A 25,238-nucleotide genomic window follows, 5' to 3' on the forward strand; every position below is an offset into this window, starting at 1 on the left:
TGTCGCCGCTCCGAGGTCTCCTGACGGCGAGGTCCTTCTGCGGACGGGCAGGGCCGGGCGGAAAACCCGGCGACGCGGTGGCGCGCCGCCTTCTACGCTCGCCCGCATGAACAACTCCGGGAGACTGCTGAACGTCGTCGATGTCGAAGCGACCTGCTGGGATGGTCCGCCTCCGCCCGGAGCGGTGAGCGAGATCATCGAGATCGGCCTGACGGTCGTCGACCTGGACAACGGCGTTCGGTTGGCGAAGCACCGCCTTGTGGTGAGGCCCGCGCGGTCGACGGTCAGCGCCTTCTGCACCGAGCTCACCGGGCTGACGCCGGACGAGGTCGAGCAGGGACTCGAATTCACCGAGGCCTGCCGCGAGTTGGCCGCCCGGCATCGTACGGGGGAGCGGCCGTGGGCGAGTTGGGGTGACTACGACCGTCATCAGTTCACCCGCCAGTGCGCCGCCACGGCGGCTCCGTACCCCTTCGGCCGCCGGCACACCAACGCCAAGGCGGTCTTCACCGACGCGCACGGGCTGCGGAAACGGCCGGGGATGGCGCAGGCCCTCCGCCTGGCCGAACTGCCCCTGGAGGGACGGCACCACCGGGGCGAGGACGACGCGTGGAACATCGCCGCGCTCGTCCTCGACCTGGCGGGGCGCGGGGCCTGGCCGGAGGCGTGACGGCCTCGGCGACCGGTGGAGCCGGCCCCGGCCTCAGCCGTTCTTGCCTGCGTCCCGGGCCGCCTGCTCCAGCCGCGCCCGGTAGTCCTCCCACCATGCCGCGTCACCCGGCATCAGGCTGTCGTTGTCCTCGCTCATCCCGGCGGCGCCGTCCATGAGTTCGCGGATGATGTCGGCGTGCCCGGCGTGCCGCTGGGTGTCGGCGAGCACGCGGACGACCGCGTGATGCAAGGTCACCTCGTTCTTCCCGGCGGGCCACCACGGCACCGTGCCGGCCGTCTCCAGCGGCAGCGCGTCGATCGTCGCGTCCGCGTGCGCCCAAGCCCGGCGGTAGAGCCCCACGACGGACTCGCGTGTCTCGTCCGCGGTGGCCCACATGTCCCCGTTCGTCTCGTGGGCGTGCTCCAGCCAGGGGAGCGGTTCACCGGACGGCCGTCCGCAGGTGTCGCCGAGGTAACCCAGTTCGATCGTGGCCACGTGTTTCACCAGGCCGAGCAGGTTGGTCCCGGTGGGGGTGAACGGGCGGCGGACGTCGTACTCCGAGAGACCGTCGAGCTTCCAGATCAGGGCGTCGCGAGCCGACTGCAGATAGCGGTGAAGGTCGGCCTTGGGGTCCGGTGCATTCATGGCGTTCAGTCTGCCGCGCCGGGGGGCGTTGTCGTGGTCGACCGGATCAAGTAGCGTCACCCACGTGAACACCGGACCGGCGTCGAGCCACACACGGATGGGCGATCCGGTGGAGGGCTGATCGCCCCCTGGGTGCGCCGAAGGCACCGTCTCAGTCCGGCACGTGGACCTCCCCGTGTTCGTGCACCGCGAGTCCTTTTTCCGTGCCGAGCACTACTGAGGTCAGTCAATGACAGTCACGTTCAATCACACCATCATCGCCGCCAAGGACCGCCACGAGTCGGCACGCTTCTTCCGGGAGCTGCTGGAACTGCCGGAAGCGCCGTCCTGGGGTCCTTTCATCAACATCCAGCTGACGGACGGCGTGCTGTTGCAGTTCGCCGAGCCGCCGGTGGACATCCAGATGCAGCACTACGCGTTCCTGATCGACGACGAGCTGTTCGACCGGGCCTACCGGCGGCTCTGTGACGACGGCATCGAGCACTGGGCCGATCCCCAGATGCGGCGCTCGGGCGAGACGAACACCGAACACGGCGGCCGAGGCGTGTACTTCAAGGACCCGGCCGGCCATGCCATCGAGTTGATCACCCGCCCCTACCTGTAGCCGGGCGGAGCCTGGTCGGGCCCGCGGGACGCGGTGCCCGACCAGGCAGCCGGCCGAACCGGGGCGGCGTGCGCGGCGCGTGCGGGGCGAGCGTGGTGCGAGGCGCGGTCATCCGAGGGCACGGTGCGCCGGAGTACGACTGGTTCACCCCGATGGGTTGTTTTGTGGCGGGTTGTCGTGAACGGCGCGTGGATGTCCGGTGCTTGGGGAGAACCTGGAAGTACGCGCAACGCCGTCATCGAGGAGTGCCGCGTGTCCGATGTCGTCTTCACGGCGGATTTCGCCTCGCCTCGTCAATGGGTCGCGGGCCGTTCCTGGGCGTATCCCGACGGTGGTCCGGTCAATCCGGACGACGGGAAACTCGACCATCTGGTCACCGACCCCGCCTACTGCCGGGCGGGCCGTTTCCGGGCCACTCGGCGCCCGGACGGTGACTGGGACACCGGCCTGCTCACCACCGAGGGCAGCGCGGACGGGTTCATGGTCCGTACGGGGGACGTGCTGGAGACGCGGGTCAAGCTGCCGACGGTGACCGGGGCCTGGCCGGCCGTCTGGACGTGGCGGGACGGCGGTCAGGAGATCGACGTCTTCGAGTACCACCCCGACAACCCGGACCTGCTGGAACTGTCCAACCACGTACGCAACACCCACCGCTATTACCGGAACCAAGCCATTCAGCCCGGCGCCTGGGTCGACCTCATGGTCGAGTTCGGCGCCCAGCGGGTCGTGTGGTGGGTCAACGGGATCCGGGTCTTCGACGACCGGCGCGGAGTGGGCAGATCCTGGCACGCCTCTCTCATTGTCAACCTGTCCGTGTGCGCCGGGCGTTACCACCCTCCGCCGCCTCCCGAGGCCTCCGAGATGGACTTCGAGGTGGCCCGGCTGACGGTCCGCAGACCTCGGGTCGGCAGGCCTTTCCCCGCGGCGGAGGAGTACGGCGCCGACCTGCTCGACTGAGACCGATCAGGGCCGTCGGCGGGAGCCGGAAGCCGCGCGCCGGCCACCGAGGGCGCGGGCCGGGCACGGCGATCCTCGGCAGGTGCATCCGCCGAGGCCCTTGGAGCGGAAGCACGGCATCAGAAGCGACGTCGCGCCGGTGCGCGTCGCGCCGACAGGTGCCGAGGGCCATGCCGAATCCGGAGCCGGGGCGGGACGCCCCCGAGACCGCCTACGTCAGTCACGTCGGCAGTTGCCGCACGTGCCAACGGGAGTCGGGACGCTGCCGGCAGGCGGCACGCCTCTGGCGTCTTTACCAGGAGTGGCGCGACGGGTACCGCGTCCGGCCCGAGAACACGGGCTGATACCTGGCTTCGTCGGCTACGAATAGCCGGTGCGCGGTGCGCGGTGCGCGGTGCGCGGTGTCCGGTGGCTTGCGGCGAGTGCCGGTGGCCGGTGGCCGGTGAGACGATTCCTCCTCACGGTTCGGTGCGAGGCGTGCGGGAGCGCCACGAGGTGGAGAGGTGTCATGCGAGGTTCTGCGCGGATGTCCGCCGATGACGTGTCCCGGTCCGGGGAGACCGACGCCTCCGTGGCGCTGCGGCCGTGTCGCGTCGCCCGTCCGGACGCGGGTCCCGTGCGTGCCGCCGTACTGATCCTTCACGGGGGGACCGCCGACAGCAAGGACCCGCTGCGGCCGTGGAACGCGGCACGCGCCCGGATGCGGCCGTTCGTGCGCTCCGTGACGAGAGCCCTGCCGGACGAGAACGCTTTCGTCGGGCAGGTGCGCTACCGCTACCGGGGGTGGAACGGCGTGGACGCCGACCCCCTCGCCGACGTACTGCGGGCTCTGGACGAACTCACCGATCTGGTGGGGGAGGTGCCGGTCGTGCTCGTGGGCCATTCGATGGGCGGGCGCGCCGCCCTGCGGGCCGCGGCCGCGCCTCAGGTCCGGGCCGTGGTGGCGCTGGCGCCCTGGTGCCCCGAGGGTGAGCCGGTGGCCCACCTCCGGGACAAGCGCGTGATCGTGCTGCACGGTGACCGGGACCGGGTCACCGACCCCGCGGGGTCGTTCGCCCTCGTCCGCCGGGCCGCGGAGGCGGGTGCCTCCGCGAGCGCCGTGCGGGTCGAGGGCGGTGACCACGCGATGCTCCGGCGCGCGCGGACCTGGCACAGGGCCACGGGTGCGACGGTCGCCGCTCTGGTGACCCGGATCGGTGGCGGGCTCGACCCGCTCCCCGCCGAACGACCGGGCGGCGAACCCGACGTTCTCTAGCGGCCGGCCGTCAGGGGGCCGGGGTGTCGAGCCGGTCGTCGGGATCCGGGGTGGGGGAGAAGGAGCGGCGGCCGCCGGACGCCGGCCGCGCGGTGGACGCGGGAAGCGGGGCGCCCGTCGACGGATCCCAGCTGAGGATCCACTCGAAGTCGCGTTGCAGCCGACGGGCCTCGCTTCGCACGAGCCTCGGTATGTCGCCTCGTTCGGAGATCAGTTGGGCATAGATCGGCGCATCGTGCACGTGGGGATCCTCGACTCGCTCTCGTGGTCTGACGTGCTCGACGGTACGGCCGGCGCGTGGCCGCAGCGGTGATCCGGTCAGCTCGGCCAGAACTGGTCAAGGTGTGACCAAACGGTGCCGTCGATGTCGAACGACATGCCAGGGAACGCCAGTTCTGTGCACGCTTTCGACACATCCGGGACGCTTGGGCGGCTGACCGGCGGACCTGGACGGGTCACTCCCCTGTGGTCGGAAGGGAATCGGAGTGGAGCGGGGCGGGCCGGCCGAACGGGATTCCGGGGCGGGGCCGGGACGGTCATCGGGTCCAGGTCGCCCAACATCCTTGCTCAGCGGCCTTTTCGAGCACGGCCCGTGTCCTCACCGTCGCGCTGCGAGGCGATGCGATGAAGGTCACGAAAATGTATCGGACATCTGGGACGTGGATCTTCACATCCGGTGCACAACATGGCTAAGTTGGCGACCGGGCCGCCCGACTCCCTCCGGCGAAGTTCGCCGGGCGGTGCGGCCTCCGCCGAGTCCTGCCCGTCCCCGTGGCGGCTGGAGCCGGGGACCCACCGAACCTGGGGTGAATCGGCCAACTGCCTTTCGGGGCAGGGGTCGTAGGGCATACCTTCCGGAATCGTCCGCCCGAACCCGACAGCTAACCCGGTAGGCGGACGACGGAAGGAGTACTACTCCATGGCGCCGGAACGCACCCCGCCCAGCGGCGAAGAAGTCGCCCGACGGCTCTCGTCCCTCTACGACCAGGCGGAGCTCGCCAGCGGCAACTTCAACGGGACCCGCGCCCTGGCGAACTCCACCCGCAGGCCGGGCCGACGCGGTGCCGGGCAGGGGGGCGAGGTTTCCGATCCCGCCCAGGAAGATCTGATGCGGCAGTTGTACGACGGGGCACGCTCCCGGTTCGGACCCTCGGCTCCCGCCATCCTTCCGGCCGACAGGCAGCAGGCGCGCGGCGGCGAGAGTGCCCGTCCGAGGGAGGGCGCGAAGGGTGCCAGGGGGCCCTCGGCGGAGCTTCCGACGGTGTATCAGCTGGAGCAGATCGTGCGGCCCGTCGCCGAGTTGACCGCGGCCCCGATGCGGGAGCTGACCGCCGGTCCGGCTTCGGAGCCGGCCGCGCGCCCCGTCCTGGAGTTGACCGCGGGTCCGGCGGCCGGTAGCGCCCCGGCGCCCGGAGCCGACACGGCGGGCCGTGCGGCGCTTCCCGCGGGGTCCGTTCCGGAAGCCGCCTCACCGAAGCCCTCGCTGCACGTCAAGAAGCAGACGGCCCGGCGCAAGCTCGCCGCCGCGCAGGAGCTGATGGCGCGGCACGCGGCACGGCAGAGCATGCCCGTCGCGCAGGTTCCGGCGATCGAGTACCGGCCGGTGGAGGAACCCCAGCTCCCGTCCTACCCGTCGGTGGGTCAGACGGGTTCGTTCCCGTCGGTGGGCCAGACCGGATCCTTCCCGTCGGTGGGCCAGACCGGATCCTTCCCGTCGGTGGGTCAGACGGGTTCGTTCCCGTCGGTCGGCCAGACCGGATCCTTCCCGTCGGTGGGTCAGACGGGTTCGTTCCCGTCGGTCGGCCAGGCGGGGTCCTTCCCGTCGGTCGGTCAGACCGGATCCTTCCCCTCGGTGGGTCAGACGGGATCCTTCCCTTTGGTCGGTCAGACCGGCTCGTTCCCGGCGGCCGCTCAGGCACCCGTGTTCCAGGCGGCGCCCCAGCCCGCCCCGTACGAGCCGACGCCCCAGCCCGCGGCACCCCGGCCGGAGCCCATGCCCGCGGTCTTCGATACGGGGTCCATGCCCCGGGCGTACGAGGCGGCGCCGCCGACCGGTGAGTACCGGTCGGTGCTCCTGCCCCTCGGGTACGAGCCGCCGCCCCCGCCCTCCGAGTACACGTCGGTGCTCCTGCCCCTCGCGTACGAGACGCCGGCGCGGCCCAGCGGGTACCAGCCGGCTCCGATGCCTCCGGTGAGTGAGCCGGTGCCGCAGCCTCCGGCGTACGAGCCGGCGCCGGGTCCCGTCGCGTATCAGCCGGCCCCCGCTCCTCCGGCCGGCCCGCCGGCGCCTCCGTCGGCCGACGACGCCTGGCGTCAGGCGCTGCGGCCGGCCGGCGAGCGACAGACGTGGCCCGCCGCTCCAGCGGCCGTCGACACGAACCCCGGGTTCAGTATCGACAGTCTTGTCGCGCCCGCCGCCCCGCCGGTCGTCGGACCCGACAGCAGGGCCGCCGAGGCGGTCGCCTTCGCCCGTGCCCAGATCGGCAGACCGTGCGTGTGGGGAGCGTCCGGACCCGGTTCGTACGACCCCTCCGGGCTCACGCAGGCGTCCTGGAAGAGTGCCGGGGTCATGCTCCCCCGCGCGACGCAGGACCAGGCACAGGTCGGCCCGGCGGTCGCCCTCGGCGCCATGCAGCCGGGTGACCTGGTCTTCTTCCACGCCAACGTGAGTCACGTCGGTCTCTACGTGGGTGACGGCATGATGGTCCACGCTCCGAGTCCCGGAGCGCGGATCGCCGAGGAGTCGGTCGCGTACGCCGGGCAGGCGGCCATCCACAGCGTCGTACGTCCGGTCTGAGCTCCGGTCCGGACGGGGGCGTACCGCCGTCCGGGGCATACCGGCCGCTCGTGCAGTGCCCCCGTCCGCGAGGACGGGGCCCGACGGCACGCCGTCAGAATTCGCTGTCGATGCCCGTGACGGCGGCAGGTCCCAGGGGGGCGTCGTCGGGGGACAGGCCGCTGGACAGGAGTGCGCCGGAGACGAGCCGCACGGCTTCGGCCTCGGCAGCTCTCCGGTCCGCCGCCTCGACCTCCAGCCGGACGGAGAACCGGTTGTCCTCGTCGACGGACAGCAGGCTCAGTTCCTCGCTCTCGCCCAGGTCCGTGTTCTGCGGGTCCTGGGGGCGAAGCCTGCGCTCCACGTCGGCACGGGAGGTGTCGGACAGGCCGTGGACGAACGTCCCGGGAACGGTGATGACGTAGGTGGTCACAGGGGCTCCTAGTGCGGCCGGCGCGTGGGCCTGAAGTGCGGTCGGTTGTGTGATCGCCCGTATACCCCGCATTGTGCCGGGCATCCGGATCTTCTTCGCGTCGGGTGGAGCCGGCCGCGTGGTGCGCGTGCCCGGCGGTGCCTGCCGCCCGGTGATCGTGTGGCGATACGGTCCCCCCATGGCTGACGCTCGGTTGACCACCGCCTCCTATCTCGTCCTCGGCATCATCGACAAGCTGGGCGAGGCCAGCGCGTACGACGTGAAAGGGGAGGCGGCGCGGACGGTCGCGCCCTTCTGGTCGGTGCCGCACGCGCAGGTGTACGCGCAGTGCGACCGTCTCCTCGACGCGGGGATGCTGTCCCAGGTACGGCAGGAGAGCGGCCGCAACCGCAGGGTGCTGACCCTGACGGACCAGGGCAGGACGGCCCTGCGGAGCTGGCTCGACGACCCCGCGTTCGTCCCGGTGGAGGCTCGTGAGCGCGGCATCCTCAAGCTGTGGTTCGGTGGCGAGCCCACCGTGCTCGGCCCCGTACAGCTCGGTGAGCACCGCCGGACGCTCGGCGAGTACGAGGAACTCGCCGAGACCGTCGGGGAATTGCTGACGCGCGGGCAGCGGGACGCGCTGGAGTTCGGAATCCGGTACGAGCGAATGATGATCGACTTCTGGCAATGGGTGCAGCGCCGGGACGAGGACACGACAGACCGTTGACCGCGGCGGCGGACGGCCCTACCGTCTCGATAGTCCAAACGAGACTATCGATGGCCGGGTCGCGGCCACGAGCAGGGAGTCGTCGTGCGTCGTCCGACGGGCACCACCTGGCGCCGCCTCGCCGTCATCGCCGTGTCCGCCGTCTGCGTGGGCTACGCGCCGATCGCGATGACCGAGCTGTGGCCCTACGCGCGCCCCGGCGCCCCGGCGTTGGGTGAGTGGATCCTGGCCCACGTGGTCTCGCCCCGCTACGTGGCCGACGCGCTGGCCACCCGGATCGGGCCGTACCGCCACAGCCTCGTGCCGATGATCGTGCACTCGGTCCTCGGTGGGGTGCTGATGCTGCTGGGCCCCGCCCAGGTGCTCACCGCCGTACGACGGCGCACGCGGCTGCACCGGGGGCTCGGAGTGGTCTTCGCGGTCACCGTGTACGCCTCGATGGCGGGCGCCGGGCTGTACCTGGTGCGCACGGCCCCCGAGGACGCCTTCAGCGGCGGCGCCTTCTGGATCGTGCTCGCGACCATCCTGGTGGGCACCGTGATGAGCGTGACGTTCGGAGTGCTAGCCGCCGTCGGCGGGTTCCCCGACCTGCACCAGCGCTGGATGCTGCTGTGCTACGGCTTCCTGCTGACCGCCCCGCTGCTCCGGTTCGAGTGGGGTGGCCTGCCGCTGATCCTGCCGGGACTGTCCATGGCCGGGATCAACCAGCTGGCCACCATGCACCTGGGCTCCGTCGTCGCGATCGGCGCCCTGATCGCCTCGCGTTCCCTCGACCGGCGCGCGAACGTCGCGGGGGTGTCCGGGTCGTGGGCCCCGCTGCCCGTCCTGGCCCTCGCGCACCTGGCCGGAGCGGCCGCGCTGACCTGGATCGCGCGCGCCCTGCTCGACCACGGGGCGCAGGGGAGGCGGCTCCTGCTCGCCTATCTCCTGCCGTACGCCGTCACGTACGCGGTGATGGCCCTGCGCGCGAGGCGCGCCGGGCGGGAGGGCCGCCTCTGGGCGCGCGAGGAATGGCGCCTGCACTGGGTGGCCCTGTGTCTGGCGCCGGTGCTGTCGGCCGGGGCCGCTCCGCTCTTCGAACGGTCGCTGGGGCTCGACGGGCTCACCGCACTGGCCGCCGGGGCGGCGATCGGCTGCGGCGCGATGGCGTTCACGGCGACCCTGACGGTGAGCGTGCGCGTCATGTACGCACGTGAGGTCCTCAAGAGGGCCGCGCCCGCCCCCGGTTCGGTCACCCGTCTCTCCGCACCGGTCTCGTAACCCTCCTCGCCCCCGACGCGTCCACTCCGTGGCGCCCTACGTCCGGAAACGGAATCCCCATGCCGAACGCATCCGACCCGACCCGGACCGACGACGTCTCCGGGCAGCCGAGGCCCCTCGCGGCGGGCGGAAGGCCGCTGACCGCCGGAGTGGCGATGCTGGCCACCGCGGTCGCCGTGGTCAGCGTCCTGGTCGGCGGTCTGCTGGCGGCCGTGGCCCTCACCGGACACGTCTTCGGTGCGTGGCGCTCCCCCGAGTCGATCACTCCAGGACTGATCGGCGCGGCCATGCTCGGCACCGCGCCCGGACTCTTCGCGGTGAGCCGGGCCCGCGCCTGGCACGAGGTCCGCTCACTCGTCCACCCGCTGGCCGTCGTCCTGGTCGGGCTGTTCGGCGTGAGCCTGCTCAACGCGGGGCAGCTGTACATCGCCCGGGGCGGCTCCATCGTCCCGGTGCTGTTCAGCCTCGGCTGGCTCTTCGTGCTCGGCGCCCTGTGCGTGTGCGCCCTGATCGCGCTGGCCTGGCAGTACCTCGCCCCCGCCCGGCCGCCCGGCCCGCGCGGTGCGCCGCTGCCCGGCTGGTCGAAACCGGCGCTGGCCGTGCTCGGTTCGGCGTGGCTCGGTATCGGCACGGGCCTGCTCGTCCGGCCCGGCTTCTGGGCCGGCTTCGTGCCGTGGAGCGTCGACCGCCCCGACGCGCAGGCGCTCGGGGTCTGGGCGCTGGCCCTCGGTGTCGGCGTCCTCGGCGCTCTCGCCGAGGACGACCTCGGCCGTACGGGCCCGGCGCTGATCGCCCTGCCCGGGACCGCGGTCGCCGTGAGCGTCGTGCTGGCCTGCCGCGCCGCCACCGTCGACTGGTCCTCGGGTCCTGCCCTCTGCCTCGTGCCCATGGTGGCCGGGCTCCTGCTGGCCGGTCTCAGCGGGCGCGTCCTGCTGGCGCGGTCCTCGGCGGTGCGACCCCCGCGGAACCCCGCCACCGAGGGCTGAGGAAGCCGACTGCGCACGGAATCGGCCTATTTGACGCACTGTCACCAGGATGCCCGGATCGTCTTCGCTCCCGGGCGGTTCCGGCCGGATCTTCCCGGACCCTCGCTGCCGACTCCCGGAAACGTTGTCCACGCCATCTGTTCCGGACCGGGGCAGGGCCGCGGTGCCCGCCCGGACGGCAGGATACGAGGCGTCGACCGACGAGGAACGTTGCCGGGGGTGGTACGCGTATGCGCGGGTGGCGTCGTCCTGGGCCCGTCCAGGAGCCGGACCTGACGGCGTACGTGCGGAGCACGGTGTGGGGGCCCGCGGAGTTCGTCGGATGGCCGCCCCGGTGGCTGATGGGGGAGGGCATCGTCGCCGGGGTACTCGGTGTCGGATCGATCGTCGGCGCCGGAGTCCTGGGAGACCGGACCGGAGTGCCGGTACTGGCCAGCGGTGAGGCGGGACTCGGGTGCGCCGGGATCCTCGTCCTGCACCTGGTTCTCCAGCGGGCTGGGCGGGCGCTGGTCGGCATCGTCGCGGCCCTCGGCGTGTGTCTCGCCCTCCAGGCCCCGCAGGCCGCGGCGGACGTGGTGCCGGCGGACGGCGAGCGGGTGGCACCCATGATCGTCACATCCGTCGACGGCGGCGGGAAGGAGGGCGAGGGCCGCACCCGCTACCTGTGCTCGGTGGTCGCCCGGGACGGCGCCCCGCTCAAGGTCCGCGTGGGGCGCGGATGCGGGCGGACGACCCGGCCGGGGGACGTGCTCGCCGTCGTCTACGACCCCGAGGGACGGATGCCGCCACGCGCCCTGGCCGCGGGACCGGTGCCGACGGGGCCGCTGCGCGCCCTGGCCGCCCTGGCCGCGGCCCTCCTCGCCGCCTGCGTGCTCGCGGTCGTCCGCTCCCACCGGCTCACCCCGGTGGCCCCCACCGGCTGACGCCGTCCGGCGGCCACCGCCGTGGGGCGGCCGTCGGGGCCTGGAACCGTCCCTCACCGGGCGGGCTCACAGCGGGAGGATCACCAGCGCCGTGTCGTCCGTGACCCCGCCGGGCGGGAGCAGGTCCGACAGCAGCGCGTCGGCGAGGACCTCGGGCTCGGCCCCCCGGTGGTGGGTCAGCGCGGCGGCGAGCCGTCCGAGGCCCACGTCGATGTCCTCGGTACGCCGCTCGATCAGACCGTCGGTGTACAGGACCAGGGTGTCGCCCGCGACGAAGTCCGTCTCGGCCTCGGGGCGCTCCACGTGCTCCGGCCGGGCTCCCAGCGGCGGGTCGGTCGCCCCGTCCAGGAACTCCACTCTCCCGTCGCCGCGCAGGAGAGCCGGCGGAGGATGTCCCGCGCTGCTGTACGTGATCGTGTTGCTCTCCCAGTCGATCCAGGCCGTCACCGCCGTGGTGGACTCGGCGCCCTCGACGGAACGCGCGTACAGCCCGAGCACCTCGAGTGCGCGCGCGGGACCGGGGGCGGCCCGGGACGCGGCACTGAGGGCACTGCGCAACTGGCCCATGACACAGGCGGCGGACAGACCGTGGCCCACGACATCGCCCACCGCGATGGCCATCCGGTCGCCGTCCAGTGCCACCAGGTCGTACCAGTCCCCGCACACGTTCAGGGAACTCGTGGCCGGCTGGTAGCGCATCGCGGCATGGTGCGTCACCACCTGGTTCGGTGAGGGCAGCAGCGCGTCCTGGAGCGCGACGGCGACCTCCCGTTCACGGGCGTGGGCGCGCCGCAGGCGCTCGTTCACCTCCTGCAGCTCCCGGGCGCGCGTGTACAGCTCGGCCTCCAGCACCGGGGTCCGGTCACCCGGTGCGAGCCCGCCGCGGGCGCGGATGAGTTCGGTGACCTCCTCCACCCGGTGGACCAGCAGCGCCACCGTGCCGTCCGCGTGGAGCACCGGGGCGTTGACCGGGCTCCAGTACCGCTCCTCCCAGACACCCGGCCGGTCCAGCGACTCCACGTCGTACCGCTGGAGGGCCATGGTGTCGCGCTCCCCGGACTCCACCACCCGGCGCAGGGACGCCTCCAGGTTCCGCATCCCGGTGGACGCGGGGTCGCCGGGACGGTCGGGAAAGACGTCGAAGAGGTACCGGCCGACCAGTTGCTCCCGGGAGCGCCCGGAGTTGCTCAGGTAGTCCTCGTTGGCGTCCACGAAGACCAGGTCCGGGGTGAGCAGCGCGACCATGCCGGGCAGCGCGTGGAAGACACCGCCGAAGTCGATCTCCGCTCCCGCCACCGGTTCACCGCCTCACGCCGCTGCCCTGGCCGTGCCCACGGTGAAACGCGGCGGAGCACCCTGCCCTGTTCCACCGGCCCGGGCCATGACCGGGGCCCCAGTCCAGGGCGTACCTGTGGTGCAGTGCTCCCATCAGGCCATCGGTCCGCGTCCGGTGCAACCGCAGGGGTGTGCGGGCCGCGCCCGCCGGCGCCCGGTCCGTCCGGGAGCGAGCGGGTCCTCCGGCCTTCACCGAAGCGCCCTGGGGCAGTTGCTCCATACGGGGTCACTGTGAATTCTGGAGGCGGCTGAACACAACGCGACCCGCGTGCGTATAGGGCCGGGGGATTTCCATGCCGAGCCGACCACGACGCGTAGGAGCACCACCTTGGGACGCAACACGCGCAGACGCCCAACGGGCGCACGCCGCGCGACCTCTGCAGCAATCGCACTGATACTGGGCGGAGGCGGACTCGTAGGAGTCAACGTCTACGCATCGGCGAGCGAGACCGGCGCGACGGACGCGAACGTCCTGTCCGCCGGGTCCGCCACCATCGACTGCCCTGACGTCGGCGAACAGTTGAAGACGGTTCCGGACGCCGCGAAGGAGGGCGTCGACAAGGAACTCGCGGACCTGGACCAGCAGATCGCCGAGGCGTACCGCCAACTCCAGGCGCAAGCCGACCAGATGCAGCAGAACGGCGACAGCGGCGCCGACGCGATCATGAATCCGCTGAAGGAGAAGCGGTCCGCGTCGATCGGCCGCATCGTGGCCGCGATCGATGCCGCGGGCGACCCGCCGAGCGGGCTCGACGGTTTCGCGGCCTGCACACTGCGCCCCTCCGGCAACCAGCCCGGCACCGGGGCGGACACGGGCCAGAGCGCCGCGCCGCAGGACCAGAACAGCGCGTCACCGAGCGCCGGCGCGTCTCAGGACCCGGGCGGCCAGCAGGGAGGCGCCGCACCGGCCGGCAACGGCCCGGTGGCCGCCGACTACGCGGACATCAAGTCGGTCCAGCCCAACGTGGCGAACCCGCAGCCCCAGGCCGACGCCTCCCGGGGCGAGTTCGTCTCCAGCTGTGGAGTGAACGCCAACGGCCTGTTCAACTCGGACAACGTGATCGTGGCTCCCGGTGTCACCAACGGCGCCCACCACTTCCACGACTACATCGGCAACCAGTCCAACACGGCATTCGCCAGTGACGACGACCTGGCCAAGGCCGACACCTCCTGCCAGGACAAGGGCGACAAGTCCTCGTACTACTGGCCCGTGGTGCGCCTGCAGAACGGAACCCAGGAACGCGACGCGGGTTCCCCCGGCGGCGGCACCGAGGGCAACGCCGGCAAGATCGTCACGCCCAAGCAGGTCACGTTGACCTTCGTCGGCAACCCGCGCAGCAAGGTCACGGAGATGCCGCGCCTGCTGCGCATCATCACCGGTGACGCCAAGGCCTTCGTCAACGGCCCCGCGAACGCCAACGCCTCCTGGAGCTGCACCGGTTTCGAGGACCGGCAGCTGAAGGACAAGTACCCGCTCTGCCCGCAGGGCAGCGACGTGGTGCGCACCTTCAAGTTCCAGAGCTGCTGGGACGGCGCGAACATCGACAGCGCCAACCACCGTACCCACGTGGCCTTCGCCGACGCGCAGGGCAACTGCCCCGGTGCCTTCAAGGCGATTCCGCAGCTGGTGCAGCGCATCGTCTACGACATCGACGCGCCGAGCCTCCAGGACGGCGGCCGTACCTCGCCGCTGTTCGCGGTGGACTCCTTCCCGGAGAACCTCCACAAGCCGGTCACGGACCACGGCGACTTCATCAACGTCTTCGACGAAGGCACCATGAAGAACGTGGTCGACTGCATCAACAGCGGCAAGAAGTGCGGCGCGGGCGCCGGTGACGGGGGCGGGCAGCAGGAGGACCCGCCGGCCACCGACGAGCCGTCGCAGAGCGCCGAGCCGGACCCCTCCGAGGCGGCCCCCAACCCGTCGGAGGCGGACCCGAACCCCTCCGAGAAGCCCACGGAGAACCCCTCCGAGGAGCCCGCCGAGAACCCCTCGGAGAACCCTTCGGAGAATCCCTCGGAGGAGCCGGCGCCCACCGCGGACGACCCGTCCGACGGCAAGGACGAGCCGGGCTCCGGTGACAACGGGGGCGGTCAGGCCGACGAGCCCACGGAGGAAGCTCCGGCCACCGAGCCGGCCGGGGACGACGCGCCCGCCGCCTCGGTGGAGCCCAAGTCCGATGTGACCGCGGACGACGGCCAGGGCGCCGAGGTGGGGACACCCGCGCAGACGGAACCCGCGGCCGGGTCCTACCCGTCGGCCACATCGGGGATCGAGCCGCAGGCGGTCGGAACCGGCGGGCTCGCCGAGACCGGGGCGAACCTGTGGCCGGGCGCGATCGGCGGCGTCTTCGTCCTCGCCGGCATCTTCGTGCTCTACCGGATCCGGCGCACCTACGGGTGACACGGACCGCCCGGTACGGGCGAGTCCCGACGGACCGGTCCTGGCGGATGAGTCCTGACGGACGAAACACGCCGGACGCGTCCTGACGGACGAGTTCCGGACAACGAGTTTGAGGGGGCTCGTGGCCTGTGCGAACAGGGCACGAGCCCCCTCGGCCGTGTTCCGGGCGGTCGTCTCGACCGGCGGTGTGCTCCGATTCGCAGCATGCTGGTGGGAGACGCGATCATGTCGTCCACATTGGGGAAGGCGAAGCTCCATGGACGCATCAGAGCAGGCACCGGATGACCGGCCCCTCGACCTGTACCTCGAAATGCTCCGCCTGCGTATGGCTCCGGCGGACTACGCGCTCTTGCTGCGCATGGTCGAGCCCGTACTCGAAGCGATCAGGGAGGAGAGGGTGGGATCGATCGAACTGTGTCTCGACGGCGCGGAACCCGAGAGCGTCCCGCAGGAGGTCCGTGACGAGGCGTCCCTCGTGGTCGCCGTGGCCGTCACGGGACGTCTGGACAACCGGATCGTCGAGCTGGAGACCGAGGAGATCGGTGTCGTCCGGGTCGTCACGGATTCGGGTACGGCCGATGACCCCGAGCGGTGCAAAGAGATCGCCGACTTCATCGGAGAGCGGCACCGTCAGGACGAGGAGCTGCGCGGCATCGCCGAAGTGAGCGGTCTGCCCACCGACGTGTGACAGCCCGCGCGGCCCGCCGGCGGGTGATCATGGTTCTGGGTCCGGAGAAACTGGCGTAGAGTTGATTTCACCGACGCGGGGTGGAGCAGCTCGGTAGCTCGCTGGGCTCATAACCCAGAGGTCGCAGGTTCAAATCCTGTCCCCGCTACGAAGACAGAGGGGCCGACATCACGATGTCGGCCCCTCTGCCGTGTCATGGCTCCCCGGCCGCCCGGACCCGTGAGTCGTCGGAACCTACGAGTGCCGCTCATTCGGCCCGGGCGGAGCGCCCCGTGCCGACACAATCTCCGCATGACGAAGATCGAAACAGTCGCGGAGCGCGTCATGGCCGCCGCCCGCGCCCGCGCCGGCGAAGGACTGGTGCTGATCGCGGTCGACGGCATGGGCGGGTCGGGCAAGTCGACCCTGGCCTCCGCCGTCGCCCGGCTCGGTGATGCCGTGGTCGTGCACGGAGACGACTTCTACCGTCCGATGGACGCGGACGAACGCGCGGCACTGACCCCCGCCCAGGGCTACGACCGCTACTTCGACTGGCAGCGGCTGCGCGACGAGGTACTCACCCCGCTCGCCACCGGCCATGACGCCGCGTACCGGCGCTACGACTGGCCGACCGGATCCCTGGTGACGGACGAGGTCTGTTCCGTCGCCTGCGACGGCATCGTCCTCGTCGAGGGTGCCTACACCGCCCGGCCCGAACTCGCCGACCACTACGACCTGGTCGTCTACGTCGACACCCCGCCCGAGGAATCCCTGCGCCGCCTCCGGGCCCGCGGTGACGACCACGGCCCCATCGACTGGGAGGCCCGCTGGCGGCTGGCCGAGGAGCACTACCTGGACGCGACGTGTCCCCGGGAGAGGGCGGATCTCGTGGTTCCCGGACACTGATGGTTCAGCGGGTCATACCGCGTACAGGCCGTACGAGGCGAAGACGGGACGGGCTTCGGCGATCTGGGCGGCGCTCGGGACGGGCGTCGAGGCGAGGGTGAAGTCCATGCCCAGTCCCGCCCATTGGTCGGCGCCGAACTTGTGGAAGGGCAGGATGTCGACACGGGTGACGTTGCCCAGCGCTTGCGGTGGCGGCGGGCGGCGCGGCAGGGTGCGGGTGTGCCTACTCTGCTGATCGTGCATCACACGCCCTCGCCCAACTGCCAGGCCCTGTTCGAAGCCGTGCTCTCCGGCGCGACGGCGCCCGAGATCGAGGGCGTCCGGGTGGTGAGGCGGGCCGCGCTGGAGGCGACCGCCTCGGATGTACTGGCCGCCGACGGCTATCTGCTCGGCACCCCGGCCAACCTCGGCTACATGTCGGGCGCGCTGAAGCATTTCTTCGACCAGGTCTACTACCCGTGCCTGGACACGACGGCCGCGCGCCCCTTCGGCTACTACGTGCACGGCGGAAACGACGTCACCGGGGCGGTGCGCGGCATCGAGTCCGTGACGACGGGCCTCGGTTGGCGCCGCGCGGCCGAGGCCGTGAAGGTGACCGGCGAGCCGGGCAAGGCCGACATCGAGGCGTGCTGGGAGCTCGGTGCGACCCTCGCGGCCCAGCTGATGGACTGATCAACCCTGTTGAGGCCCAGCCGGGGCGAAGGTGCGGGCGAGGCGGGCCGTCAGCTCCGCCGCCGTCGGCGGACAGAGGCGGGCGCCGATGTATCCGTCCGGGCGAACCAGGAAGGCGGTCGTCCCGCCGGAGACGCCGTAGAGACGGGCGAACTCGCCGAGCGTGTCGACGTACGCCGGCAGGCCCGAGGTGTCGGTGGTGCTGCCGGCGGGCCGGATCACACAGACATCGACCCGTCCTCCGGAGAACTCGCGTGCCGCCTGGGCCAGTTGACCGCCCTGCTCGCCGTCCCCGTACACCAGCAGGACGTGCCCGCGATCGCGCAGGAGGTCGTACAGCCGCAGCGGGAAGGCCGCGATGTGCGCCGCGAGGCCGGTGCAGTCCGGCGCCCGGTCGCCCGGCTGGGGTCCGGGGCCCTCGGAGACCGGGCCGACGAGCGGGCTGCCGCGGTAGCCGACGAGGAGCTGTGCCTCGCGCAGCATCACGGTCTCCGGGTCGGCCGGGTCGGCCTGCACGCCCTGGGTGGCGTGGCGGACCGTGCGCTCGACGACTTCCTCGCCGACGGGCCGCCGCTCGGCGTCGTAACTCGCCGTCAGATCATGGTGCGCGCCGCCCTCGACGGCGAGGGCCAGCTTCCAGGCCAGGTTCCAGGCGTCCTGGACACCCGTGTTCATGCCCTGGGCGCCGGTCGGAGGGTGGATGTGTGCCGCGTCGCCCGCGACGAAGACCCGGCCGTCGCCGTAGCGGTCGACGATCCGGTGGCTGATGCGGAAGACCGAGGACCAGCGCAGACGGGAGGCGGTCGTGGGGCGCGGGGACAGCCGGTCCAGTACGGCCTGGATGTCGGAGAGCGCGGGCGCGTGACCGCCCTCCAGGCCGTGGACGACGCCGTCGGCCGGCCCGTCGTTCCGCCCCGCCGTGGAGAGCTCGGGCGGCACCATCATCGACATCCGGTACCGGTTCCGGCCGGGCAACGGGATGCACACCAGCACGTCGTCCACCGCGCCGTCGCCGTTGCGGTGCATGGCCCGGACCCCGTAGCCCTGCGGCAGGTCCCAGTCCACCTCCACGTCACCGAGCATGTACTCCTCCGGGAACGCGCTGCCCTCGAAGGTGAGACCGAGCTTCTTGCGCACGATGCTGTGCGCGCCGTCGCAGCCCACCAGATAGCGCGCCCTGACCTCTTCCTCGGCTCCGGACGCCGAACGCAGGGCGACCGTCACGCCGTCGGAGTCCTGGCTGAAACCGACCAGTTCCGTGCCCCGCTCGATCCCGGTACCGAACCGTGCGAGACACGCGTCGAGGATGCGCTCGGTCTCGTACTGCGGCAGGGCGGCGAAGCCGTACGGCACCTCGGGCGGCAGGACGAGGTCGATCCGGGCCTGTTCGGTGCCGTTGACGTAGGCGAACTGCCCGTACATCGGGGCCGCCGCCTCCAGAACCGTGCGGGTGAGCCCCATGTGGTCCCAGATCTCCAGCGTGCGCGGCTGGATGCCCACCGCCTTCGCGTACGGGAGCCGAGCCGGAAGCCGGTCGACGATCCGGCAGCGGACCCCGCGCCCGCGCAGTGCCGCGGCCGCCGTCAGACCCACCGGGCCCGCACCCGCCACGACGACGTCGGTTCCGAAGGTGTGGGCCACGGGAGCCTCCCTGGGTGAGCCCCCTGCGTCGAGTCGATCTCCCACCATCGTGGCCCCGCGGCGGCCGGACTCGCTAGTCGGGCCCGTGCGCGCGAGGCGCGTGGTGTCGCCTCGGCGCATCGCGCGTTCAGCGTGGTGCGGGAGGCGGTGACCCGTCGGGGGGGAGCCGGTGGTGGCCGTCCGGGGGACGGTGGGAGAGACGGAGGTGGTGCGCGGGGGTGCGTTCGATGACCAGGAAGGCGGCGTCGTCGCCGGGCTGGTCGCCGATGTGCCGGACGAGATCGTCGTGGATCTGGCGCAGCAGGACGTCGGGAGTGGAGGCGGCGAGGGTGGCGACCCGTTCGGCCAAGGGGTAGAAGGCGCCGTCCGGAGAGCGGGCCTCGATCACGCCGTCGGTGTACAGCAGCAGGAAGTCGCCGGCCTCGAAGGCGAAGGGATCGGAGTGGTGGCTGGTGGCGGGCAGCTCGCACATGCCCAGCGGGGGCACGGGATGCCGTGCGTGCAGCACGCTGACCTGGTGATCACGCAGGAGCAGCGGTGGGGGATGACCGCAGTTGATCATTTCGACCTGTGCGCCGTCGTCGGGGATGTCGAGAACGAGCGCCGTGACGAAGTGTTCGCCCGGGTCGTGCTCGGTGTCGGCCACCTCGTCGAGGTCCCGGCACACGCTCACCTCGAGGGCCGCCGTCAGTTCGGGCAGCGTGGCGTAGCGGTGGGCGCCCTCGCGGAAGGCGCCCAGCACCACCGAGGCCTCGCCGATGGCGGCCAGCCCCTTGCCCCGGACGTCCCCGATGATGACGCGGGTGGACGCGCCCGCGGCCCGGGTGACCGCGAACAGGTCGCCGCCGATCTGGGTGTCGTCCTCGGCGGCCAGATACAGCCAGGCCACGCGCAGCGGACCGATCCGGCGCGGCGGGGGCCGCAGCAGCACGCGTTGCGCGGTCTCGGCGATCGAGCGCGCCCGCATCAGCTCCCGGGCGCGCCGCTCCCGTACATGGCACACGAACACGACCAGGGCGGAGAGCACCACCAGTGCGACGAGCTGTGCCATGTGGTTGGTGGTGCCGAGTCCGCCGTGCAGGACGGCGATGACCACCTGGGCGGCGACGGCGAGCACGCCGACCAGCGCCGTCAGCGCGGGGCCCGCGAGTGAGGCCGTGAGGGTCGGCGCGATGACCAGCAGGGGGCCCAGGTGGACGTCGGTGGGGGAGCGGATGTCCACCACGGTGATCACGACGATCAACGCGAGCGGGATGGCCACCAGACCGCGGCCCGACGGTTGCTGCACGAGACGGTCCACTGACATGCGCCGGATACCCACATGCCCCATTTTGTACCTGTCTCCGTGGCTGTGGGGTTCCGTGCGGTGTTCACCATCGGCGGGTCGAGGGTGAACACCGTCGGCGGGTCCGGCGCGCGTGTCGGTTCTCGGGTGACCCCGCGGAACGGCCTCGGGCGGGGGCCGTCAGTCCGCGACGCCGGGTCGCCGAACGGCCGGTGTCAGTTCCACAGCGGGTAGCTGACCCTCTGCGCGTATCCGTCCGGGTGGTTCTGGGTGTAGGTCAGCGTCATCCGTGTGTAGTGCTGCACCTGCGGATTCTTCTTCCACGGCTGCGGGTGGTCCAGGCGGACGACGACCGGGTACGAGTGGAACTTGCCCGCCGCGCAGTACGGCTTGCAGTCGTTCACCATGTTGACGCCGCGGGCGACCGCGGAGTCCTGGTTCCAGCGCGACCAGTGGAGCGAGACGAGGCGGCTGTTGCCGTCCCCGCAGGCCAGGATGAACTCGGCGGGGCGCACATCCGGATGCCAGAAGCAGTCCACGAGTACGGGGGGCGCCTGTCGCTGCTGTGTGGCGTGCGTGGCATGCGTGGTGTGCGAGGTCGCGGGGGCGGCGGAAGCGGTACCCATCACCGCTGAGAGCGACGCGGCCGCGCAGACGGTGAACGCGGTCCGGATCGAGTTTCTGCGCATATCAGCTCCATGCGGGACGCTCTGTCATGTGGCCGTCAGCGTGTCGGCTCTGTCTCGACGCTACGGCCTCGGTGTGTGATGTACCACTCATACGGATTAACGATGCCATTTCGTGAGAAGAGGTCGACATCGGCACACAGGGCGACGCATCGGAACGCATCGCAACGCATCGGAACACACCGCGACACATCGCAACGCACCGCGACACGGGGAAGGCGTCGCGACGTGTCCGAACACCGTGACGTGGTTCGGTGGCGCAATAGAATTCGTCCGTGATGAATAAATCCGGTTCACAGCGCGGGCGCAGGCCGGGAAGCCCGGACACCCGGGCCGCGATCCTGGACGTGGCCCGGCGGCGGTTCCTCGAGGACGGCTATCACGCGGTGACCCTCCGGTCCGTCGCCGGCGAGGCCGACGTCGATCTCGCCCTGATCAGCTATTACTTCGGGTCCAAGAAGGGGCTGTTCGGTGCCGCCCTGGCGCTCGGGGCCAACCCGGCCGAACTCCTCGCGCGGGTCGTCGAGGAGGGTGAGCTCAGCACGTTCCCCGAACGGGTCGTCCGTCAGGTCGTCGCCGTCTGGGACGACCCCGCGACGGGCCCGCCGCTGCTCGCGATGATGAAGACCGCGATCGACGACGACTCCCTCGGCTCGCTGGTGAAGGAGGCAGTCGAGCGAGAGATCGTCGACAGGATCGCGGGCCTCGTGCCAGGACGCGACGCCCGGCAACGCGCCGCCGCGTTCATCACGGTGGTGGCCGGGCTGATCGCCACGCGCTATCTGCTGCGCCTTGAGCCCGCCGTCTCCATGACGACCGACGACCTGGTCCGTTTCATGAGCCCGCAACTCCGGCAGGCCCTGCGCGGCCCAGGCCGCCCCACGCCGGACCCCCGACCCGCCGGCCGCCCGACGCCACGCCGCTGATTCACCGGCTGGTTCGTTTCTATACGTGGGCGGCCTGGCGCACGGTGGCGGTCGGTGCTGCGCCGCTGATCCACCGGGTGGTCCGTCCTGCGGGTGGGCGGCCCGGGGCACGGCGGCGACCGGGGTCGCGCCCCTGATCCACTGGCCCTCTCGTCCCAAGGGTGGGCGGCTTGGCGCACGGTGGCGGTCGGTGCTGCGCCGCTGATCCACCGGGTGGTCCGTCCTGCGGGTGGGCGGGCCCGGGGCATGGCGGCGATCGGGGTCGCGCCCATCCATCGTCTCGTTCCGTCCTGTGGTGGGGCCTGACGTGACGAGGACCGGCCCGGTGCAAGCGTTCCGGCCCCTGGCCGGGGTTTCGCACGCACCGAAGGCCGGCGCCTCGCATCGTGCGAGGCGCCGGTCCGGAGTGCGCGGCGGGAGCTCAGAGGTACGAGGGCTGCTTCCGCGCGTCGACGATGTCCAGGGCCTCGTCATCCTCGGCGAAGGCTTCCGGGCTCGGAGCCGAACGCAGCAGGACCGCGACGGCGACGGCGGCGAGCACGGCGGCCGCGGCGGCGCCGAGGAGCGCCAGGTGCATGCCGTCGACGAACGCGGTCGTCGCCCGGCTGGAGACCGGGCCGCCGATGGCGTGGGCGGCGGCCAGCGAGGAGCGCGCCGCTTCCGCCACCTGCGACGGCAGGCCGGGCAGGCTCAGGTGGTCGCGGTAGGCGGCGCTGAGCAGGCTGCCGAGGACGGCGATCCCCAGAGCGCCGCCGAGCTCGCGCGCCAGGTCGTTCATGGCCGAACCGACGTTCTGCAGCGAGCGCGGCAGGGCGTCCGTGATGGCGGTCGTGGCCGGTGTCATGGCCAGGCCCATTCCCGCACCCAGGGGTACGAGACCGGCCGCGATGATCCAGTACGGGCTGGACGCGTCGAGCCGGGAGAGAATCCCCATGCCCGCCGCGACACCGGCGAGACCGGCCACCCAGGGTCCCCGGAATCCGAACCGGCCGACCAGCACAGGGGTGGCGCGGGAGACCGGCACCATGGTCACGGCCATGGGCAGCATCGCGGTCGCCGCCATCAAGGCGCTGTCGCCCCGCACCAGTTGCAGGTACTGCATCATCACGAAGACGAACCCGAAGAACACGAAGAACTGAAGCATGATCGACAGCGAGCCCGCGGCGAAGTGGCGGTTGCGGAAGAGCCGGGGGTCGAGCAGCGGGTTCTCGCGGCGCAGTTCGAAGACGACGAACCCCGCCAGCACGGCCAGGCCCAGCCCGATCCCGGCGAGCGTGACCGGGTCGGCCCACCCGCGGGTCGGCGCCTCGATGACCGAGTAGACCAGCGTGACCAGGCCCGCCACGGCGAGGACGGCGCCACCGACGTCGAGTCGGGGCTGCCGCGGTTCGGCGGACTCGGGCACGAACAGCAGCGTGCCGACCAGGGCGACCAGGGCCAGAGCGACGTTCAGCAGGAACACCGAGCGCCATGACCAGCCCTCCAGCAGGGCGCCGGAGGCGAACAGGCCCACCAGCGCGCTGGCTCCGGCGACCGCCGCCCAGACACTCACGGCTCGCGCCCGCTGGGCGCGCGGGAACGTGCTGGTGATGGTCGACAGCGTGGCCGGCATGACCAGCGCCGCCCCCACTCCGAGGACGCCGCGCAGCATGATGAGCGTCGAGGGCTCGGTGGTCAGCGAGGCGGCGGCGGATCCGGCGCCGAAGATCGCCAGCCCCGCGAGCAGGGCCCGCCTGCGGCCGAAACGGTCGCCCAGGGCGCCGGCAGGCAGCAGCAGCGAGGCGAAGACCAGGCTGTAGGCGTCGATGATCCAGGACAACTGCGTCTGCGTGGCATGGGTCTCGCGGGCGAGATCGGGCAGCGCCACATTGAGCGATGCCATGGCGGCGACCACCGAGCCGAGGGCGACGCAGGTGACCACCAGGACCAGGTTGTGTCGTACGGCCGGCGTGGAACCGGCGGCAGGGGTGCGGGTGGAGGGCATGTGCTCCGTCCTTCGTCCGGGCGGTCCGGGAGGTTCCCGGTGCCTGGACCCAGAGTCGGGAGTCCGCCGCGCGATTTCCACGTTGATGAATTAGGGAGACGGTCCGGCGGCCGGTGCCCGGGGGCCCCGGCCGACACGGCCCCCGGCCCCCCGCCCGGCCGGCAAGCCGGGACGCGGGCCCGGGGCCCCGGCGGGCGCGCCCCCCGGGCCCGCCGCCGCCCCCCCGCCCCCCCGCCCCCGCGCCCCCCCCCCCGGGGGGGGGGGGGGGGGGGGGGGGGGGGGCCGGGCCCCCCCCCCCCCCCCCCCCCCCGCGCCGGGCGGACATGCCGTTCAGCGGGCCGGGAGCCCGGGAGGGCGGCCCACCGGGGACGGGCGCGTCGGCGTCTCCGTCCCCGGATCGGTACAACTGACCGGCACCTGTTGAATTCCCGGCCCCTGCACCATGGAATGCCCGGCCCTGCCGCAGAGCCCGGGGGAGCGCGTACCCGTCCCCGTCTTCCGGGGGTGGGGCGACGGCGAGCCCCTAGGCCGTGTCCGCAAAGTCGCGCCTGCCCGGCGACGCCTGGCACGCTCCCCCAAGCTCTTCGAGCAGGGGGCACCCCCACTCGCCGCACCGGGCGAAGACCCAAGTACGTCCAGTACGAGGGCCTGCGCCCGGCACGCCGAGAGCACGCTCCCCCGAGCTCTCGGCTTCGCTCGAGCAGGGGGGACCCCCATGACGCCGCCGGACCCGCCCTCCGGGCGAACGACGCGACTTTGCGGACACGACCTAGCGGTCGGCGGCCTGCGCCAGCAGGTCGGTCACCTGTCGGCCTACGAGTTCCCGTGCCGAGGCCGGAAGGCGGCCGAGGGGACCGTTCCACAGGGTGCGCAGGATGTCGTCGGTGTCGGTGCCGGTGCCGGTGTCGGCGTCCGCGGGACCGTGGCATTCGGCGCTCTCGCTGAACACCTCGTCCTCGGAACGGACCGCGACGCGCAGGAGCGTCCCGCCGCCGTCGACGGAGTGCAGGGCGGCGGCGACGACGAGCGGCGAGGGCCCGCCCGGCTCGGCCGCGGCCTTGACATAGTTGCTGGTGACCGGTGTGCGCCAGCGCAGGCTCAGGAGCAGATGGCGCTTGGCGAGCACCTCGGCCAGATCGGTCTCGGCGACGCCCTCCGGTTCCAGGATCACCGCGCGGGCGTCCAGGACTAGGGCCGCGGGCAGCAGACAACGCAGCGTGCTCCCGACGATGTTGCCGCCCACCGTGGCCGTCCGGCGTACGGCGCCGGTACCCACGCCGGCGGCCGCCCGGCGCAGTACCTCCGGTACGCGGTCGTCTATGCGGCTGAGCACCACGGCCGCACCCAGGGCCTCGCGCTCGATCGTGTTGGCCTCAGGGAGTTCGCGCAGCGACATGGCGTGGTCGGGGAACCCGTCCCGCTGCCAGGTGGCCCACACCAGTGTGGCGCCGCCGATGGGCACAGCCCCCTCGGTCATGTACTCCTGTGCTTCGGACACGGACGTGGGCAGACGCAACAGCACGACAGCCGAC

24 protein-coding genes, 1 tRNA gene and 1 riboswitch are annotated in these 25,238 nt (G+C 72.1%); of the genes, 15 read left to right on the top strand and 10 right to left on the bottom strand.

All coding sequences use genetic code 11. The features are described from left to right. Positions 1-106 precede the first annotated feature (106 nt). Positions 107-670 carry an exonuclease domain-containing protein gene (locus ACF07B_RS23930; RefSeq protein WP_392180420.1) on the top strand — a complete coding sequence of 188 codons (564 nt, stop codon included), beginning with the start codon at positions 107-109 and terminating at the stop codon, positions 668-670. 33 nt (positions 671-703) lie between these two features. On the opposite strand, the gene ACF07B_RS23935 is transcribed toward ACF07B_RS23930, so the two are convergent. Continuing rightward, a complete protein-coding gene (locus tag ACF07B_RS23935; protein WP_392180421.1) occupies positions 704-1,297 on the bottom strand; it encodes a DinB family protein in 594 nt (197 codons plus the stop codon). Between the two features lie 229 nt (positions 1,298-1,526). On the opposite strand from ACF07B_RS23935, the gene ACF07B_RS23940 reads away from it, so the two are divergent. The 3 genes from ACF07B_RS23940 to ACF07B_RS23950 all read left to right on the top strand — a co-directional run bounded on the left by ACF07B_RS23940 (position 1,527) and on the right by ACF07B_RS23950 (position 4,113). Further along, a complete protein-coding gene (locus tag ACF07B_RS23940) occupies positions 1,527-1,901 on the top strand; it encodes a VOC family protein (protein WP_362390711.1) in 375 nt (124 codons plus the stop codon). A gap of 252 nt (positions 1,902-2,153) precedes the next feature. Further along, a complete protein-coding gene (locus tag ACF07B_RS23945; protein WP_392180422.1) occupies positions 2,154-2,858 on the top strand; it encodes a beta-glucanase in 705 nt (234 codons plus the stop codon). A gap of 526 nt (positions 2,859-3,384) precedes the next feature. Beyond that, positions 3,385-4,113 carry an alpha/beta hydrolase gene (locus ACF07B_RS23950; protein WP_392180423.1) on the top strand — a complete coding sequence of 243 codons (729 nt, stop codon included), beginning with the start codon at positions 3,385-3,387 and terminating at the stop codon, positions 4,111-4,113. A gap of 10 nt (positions 4,114-4,123) precedes the next feature. On the opposite strand, the gene ACF07B_RS23955 is transcribed toward ACF07B_RS23950, so the two are convergent. After that, positions 4,124-4,354 carry a hypothetical protein gene (locus ACF07B_RS23955; RefSeq protein ID WP_392180424.1) on the bottom strand — a complete coding sequence of 77 codons (231 nt, stop codon included), beginning with the start codon at positions 4,352-4,354 and terminating at the stop codon, positions 4,124-4,126. A 499-nt stretch (positions 4,355-4,853) separates the two neighbouring features. Then, positions 4,854-5,025, top strand: a riboswitch (cyclic di-AMP (ydaO/yuaA leader). A gap of 7 nt (positions 5,026-5,032) precedes the next feature. On the opposite strand from ACF07B_RS23955, the gene ACF07B_RS23960 reads away from it, so the two are divergent. Continuing rightward, the gene (locus ACF07B_RS23960) at positions 5,033-6,910 is read left to right on the top strand and encodes an NlpC/P60 family protein (RefSeq protein ID WP_392180425.1); all 1,878 of its coding nucleotides are present in this window, start codon (positions 5,033-5,035) and stop codon (positions 6,908-6,910) included. Between the two features lie 94 nt (positions 6,911-7,004). On the opposite strand, the gene ACF07B_RS23965 is transcribed toward ACF07B_RS23960, so the two are convergent. Further along, entirely contained in the window at positions 7,005-7,322 is a 318-nt protein-coding gene (locus ACF07B_RS23965; RefSeq protein WP_392180426.1) for a hypothetical protein, read from the bottom strand. Between the two features lie 178 nt (positions 7,323-7,500). On the opposite strand from ACF07B_RS23965, the gene ACF07B_RS23970 reads away from it, so the two are divergent. The 4 genes from ACF07B_RS23970 (at position 7,501) to ACF07B_RS23985 (ending at position 11,200) form a co-directional block, all read left to right on the top strand. Then, on the top strand, positions 7,501-8,031 hold the full coding sequence (locus ACF07B_RS23970; protein ID WP_369481484.1) for a PadR family transcriptional regulator: 531 nt from the start codon (positions 7,501-7,503) through the stop codon (positions 8,029-8,031). An 84-nt stretch (positions 8,032-8,115) separates the two neighbouring features. Continuing rightward, complete coding sequence (locus ACF07B_RS23975; protein WP_392180427.1) at positions 8,116-9,291, top strand: DUF2306 domain-containing protein; 1,176 nt, start codon at positions 8,116-8,118, stop codon at positions 9,289-9,291. A 59-nt stretch (positions 9,292-9,350) separates the two neighbouring features. After that, entirely contained in the window at positions 9,351-10,277 is a 927-nt protein-coding gene (locus ACF07B_RS23980) for a hypothetical protein (RefSeq protein ID WP_392180428.1), read from the top strand. Positions 10,278-10,507: 230 nt separating this feature from the next. After that, positions 10,508-11,200: a hypothetical protein gene (locus tag ACF07B_RS23985; protein ID WP_392180429.1), complete on the top strand. Its 693-nt coding sequence runs from the start codon at positions 10,508-10,510 to the stop codon at positions 11,198-11,200. Positions 11,201-11,266: 66 nt separating this feature from the next. On the opposite strand, the gene ACF07B_RS23990 is transcribed toward ACF07B_RS23985, so the two are convergent. Continuing rightward, complete coding sequence (locus tag ACF07B_RS23990; protein ID WP_392180430.1) at positions 11,267-12,496, bottom strand: PP2C family protein-serine/threonine phosphatase; 1,230 nt, start codon at positions 12,494-12,496, stop codon at positions 11,267-11,269. Between the two features lie 367 nt (positions 12,497-12,863). Between ACF07B_RS23990 and ACF07B_RS23995 the strand changes: the two genes are divergently transcribed. From ACF07B_RS23995 to ACF07B_RS24010, 4 genes are all read left to right on the top strand, one after another. Beyond that, positions 12,864-14,939 carry a DUF1996 domain-containing protein gene (locus tag ACF07B_RS23995; RefSeq protein ID WP_392180431.1) on the top strand — a complete coding sequence of 692 codons (2,076 nt, stop codon included), beginning with the start codon at positions 12,864-12,866 and terminating at the stop codon, positions 14,937-14,939. A gap of 256 nt (positions 14,940-15,195) precedes the next feature. Then, positions 15,196-15,627 carry a hypothetical protein gene (locus ACF07B_RS24000; protein WP_362390737.1) on the top strand — a complete coding sequence of 144 codons (432 nt, stop codon included), beginning with the start codon at positions 15,196-15,198 and terminating at the stop codon, positions 15,625-15,627. 74 nt (positions 15,628-15,701) lie between these two features. Beyond that, positions 15,702-15,775 (top strand) — tRNA-Met (locus tag ACF07B_RS24005). 143 nt (positions 15,776-15,918) lie between these two features. Further along, entirely contained in the window at positions 15,919-16,512 is a 594-nt protein-coding gene (locus ACF07B_RS24010) for a uridine kinase (RefSeq protein WP_392180432.1), read from the top strand. A 12-nt stretch (positions 16,513-16,524) separates the two neighbouring features. Here ACF07B_RS24010 and ACF07B_RS24015 read toward each other — a convergent pair whose 3' ends face one another. Next, positions 16,525-16,755 carry a hypothetical protein gene (locus ACF07B_RS24015; RefSeq protein WP_392180433.1) on the bottom strand — a complete coding sequence of 77 codons (231 nt, stop codon included), beginning with the start codon at positions 16,753-16,755 and terminating at the stop codon, positions 16,525-16,527. Between ACF07B_RS24015 and ACF07B_RS24020 the strand changes: the two genes are divergently transcribed. Beyond that, positions 16,732-17,184, top strand: coding sequence for a flavodoxin family protein (locus ACF07B_RS24020; RefSeq protein ID WP_362390743.1), 453 nt, complete (start codon positions 16,732-16,734; stop codon positions 17,182-17,184). The two genes, ACF07B_RS24015 and ACF07B_RS24020, sit on opposite strands and share 24 nt — an antisense overlap. Here ACF07B_RS24020 and ACF07B_RS24025 read toward each other — a convergent pair whose 3' ends face one another. The 3 genes from ACF07B_RS24025 to ACF07B_RS24035 form a co-directional block, all read right to left on the bottom strand. Continuing rightward, the gene (locus ACF07B_RS24025; RefSeq protein ID WP_392180434.1) at positions 17,185-18,825 is read right to left on the bottom strand and encodes an FAD-dependent monooxygenase; all 1,641 of its coding nucleotides are present in this window, start codon (positions 18,823-18,825) and stop codon (positions 17,185-17,187) included. A gap of 127 nt (positions 18,826-18,952) precedes the next feature. Further along, positions 18,953-20,131: a PP2C family protein-serine/threonine phosphatase gene (locus ACF07B_RS24030; protein WP_392180435.1), complete on the bottom strand. Its 1,179-nt coding sequence runs from the start codon at positions 20,129-20,131 to the stop codon at positions 18,953-18,955. 194 nt (positions 20,132-20,325) lie between these two features. Then, a complete protein-coding gene (locus tag ACF07B_RS24035; protein ID WP_392180436.1) occupies positions 20,326-20,799 on the bottom strand; it encodes a hypothetical protein in 474 nt (157 codons plus the stop codon). A 275-nt stretch (positions 20,800-21,074) separates the two neighbouring features. Between ACF07B_RS24035 and ACF07B_RS24040 the strand changes: the two genes are divergently transcribed. After that, on the top strand, positions 21,075-21,722 hold the full coding sequence (locus tag ACF07B_RS24040; RefSeq protein WP_392180593.1) for a TetR family transcriptional regulator: 648 nt from the start codon (positions 21,075-21,077) through the stop codon (positions 21,720-21,722). Positions 21,723-22,143: 421 nt separating this feature from the next. Here the strand turns inward: ACF07B_RS24040 and ACF07B_RS24045 are convergent, their stop codons facing one another. Both ACF07B_RS24045 and ACF07B_RS24050 read right to left on the bottom strand, forming a co-directional pair. After that, positions 22,144-23,706, bottom strand: a complete 1,563-nt coding sequence (locus ACF07B_RS24045) for an MFS transporter (RefSeq protein ID WP_392180437.1) — start codon at positions 23,704-23,706, stop codon at positions 22,144-22,146. A 769-nt stretch (positions 23,707-24,475) separates the two neighbouring features. Next, a complete protein-coding gene (locus tag ACF07B_RS24050; RefSeq protein WP_392180438.1) occupies positions 24,476-25,228 on the bottom strand; it encodes an FAD binding domain-containing protein in 753 nt (250 codons plus the stop codon). Positions 25,229-25,238 lie beyond the last annotated feature (10 nt).

The organism is Streptomyces sp. NPDC015532, assembly GCF_043078065.1.
Classification (GTDB): Bacteria; Actinomycetota; Actinomycetes; order Streptomycetales; family Streptomycetaceae; genus Streptomyces.

Bases quoted from the DNA above. Each gene is read 5' to 3' on its own strand.
- ACF07B_RS23985 (WP_392180429.1), top strand. From the start codon at position 10,508: ATGCGCGGGTGGCGTCGTCCTGGGCCCGTCCAGGAGCCGGACCTGACG.
- ACF07B_RS24045 (WP_392180437.1), bottom strand. From the start codon at position 23,706: ATGCCCTCCACCCGCACCCCTGCCGCCGGTTCCACGCCGGCCGTACGA.
- ACF07B_RS23950 (WP_392180423.1), top strand. From the start codon at position 3,385: ATGTCCGCCGATGACGTGTCCCGGTCCGGGGAGACCGACGCCTCCGTG.
- ACF07B_RS23930 (WP_392180420.1), top strand. From the start codon at position 107: ATGAACAACTCCGGGAGACTGCTGAACGTCGTCGATGTCGAAGCGACC.
- ACF07B_RS23960 (WP_392180425.1), top strand. From the start codon at position 5,033: ATGGCGCCGGAACGCACCCCGCCCAGCGGCGAAGAAGTCGCCCGACGG.
- ACF07B_RS24040 (WP_392180593.1), top strand. From the start codon at position 21,075: ATGAATAAATCCGGTTCACAGCGCGGGCGCAGGCCGGGAAGCCCGGAC.
- ACF07B_RS24010 (WP_392180432.1), top strand. From the start codon at position 15,919: ATGACGAAGATCGAAACAGTCGCGGAGCGCGTCATGGCCGCCGCCCGC.
- ACF07B_RS23970 (WP_369481484.1), top strand. From the start codon at position 7,501: ATGGCTGACGCTCGGTTGACCACCGCCTCCTATCTCGTCCTCGGCATC.
- ACF07B_RS24035 (WP_392180436.1), bottom strand. From the start codon at position 20,799: ATGCGCAGAAACTCGATCCGGACCGCGTTCACCGTCTGCGCGGCCGCG.
- ACF07B_RS24015 (WP_392180433.1), bottom strand. From the start codon at position 16,755: ATGCACGATCAGCAGAGTAGGCACACCCGCACCCTGCCGCGCCGCCCG.
- ACF07B_RS23980 (WP_392180428.1), top strand. From the start codon at position 9,351: ATGCCGAACGCATCCGACCCGACCCGGACCGACGACGTCTCCGGGCAG.
- ACF07B_RS24030 (WP_392180435.1), bottom strand. From the start codon at position 20,131: ATGTCAGTGGACCGTCTCGTGCAGCAACCGTCGGGCCGCGGTCTGGTG.
- ACF07B_RS23940 (WP_362390711.1), top strand. From the start codon at position 1,527: ATGACAGTCACGTTCAATCACACCATCATCGCCGCCAAGGACCGCCAC.
- ACF07B_RS23935 (WP_392180421.1), bottom strand. From the start codon at position 1,297: ATGAATGCACCGGACCCCAAGGCCGACCTTCACCGCTATCTGCAGTCG.
- ACF07B_RS24000 (WP_362390737.1), top strand. From the start codon at position 15,196: ATGGACGCATCAGAGCAGGCACCGGATGACCGGCCCCTCGACCTGTAC.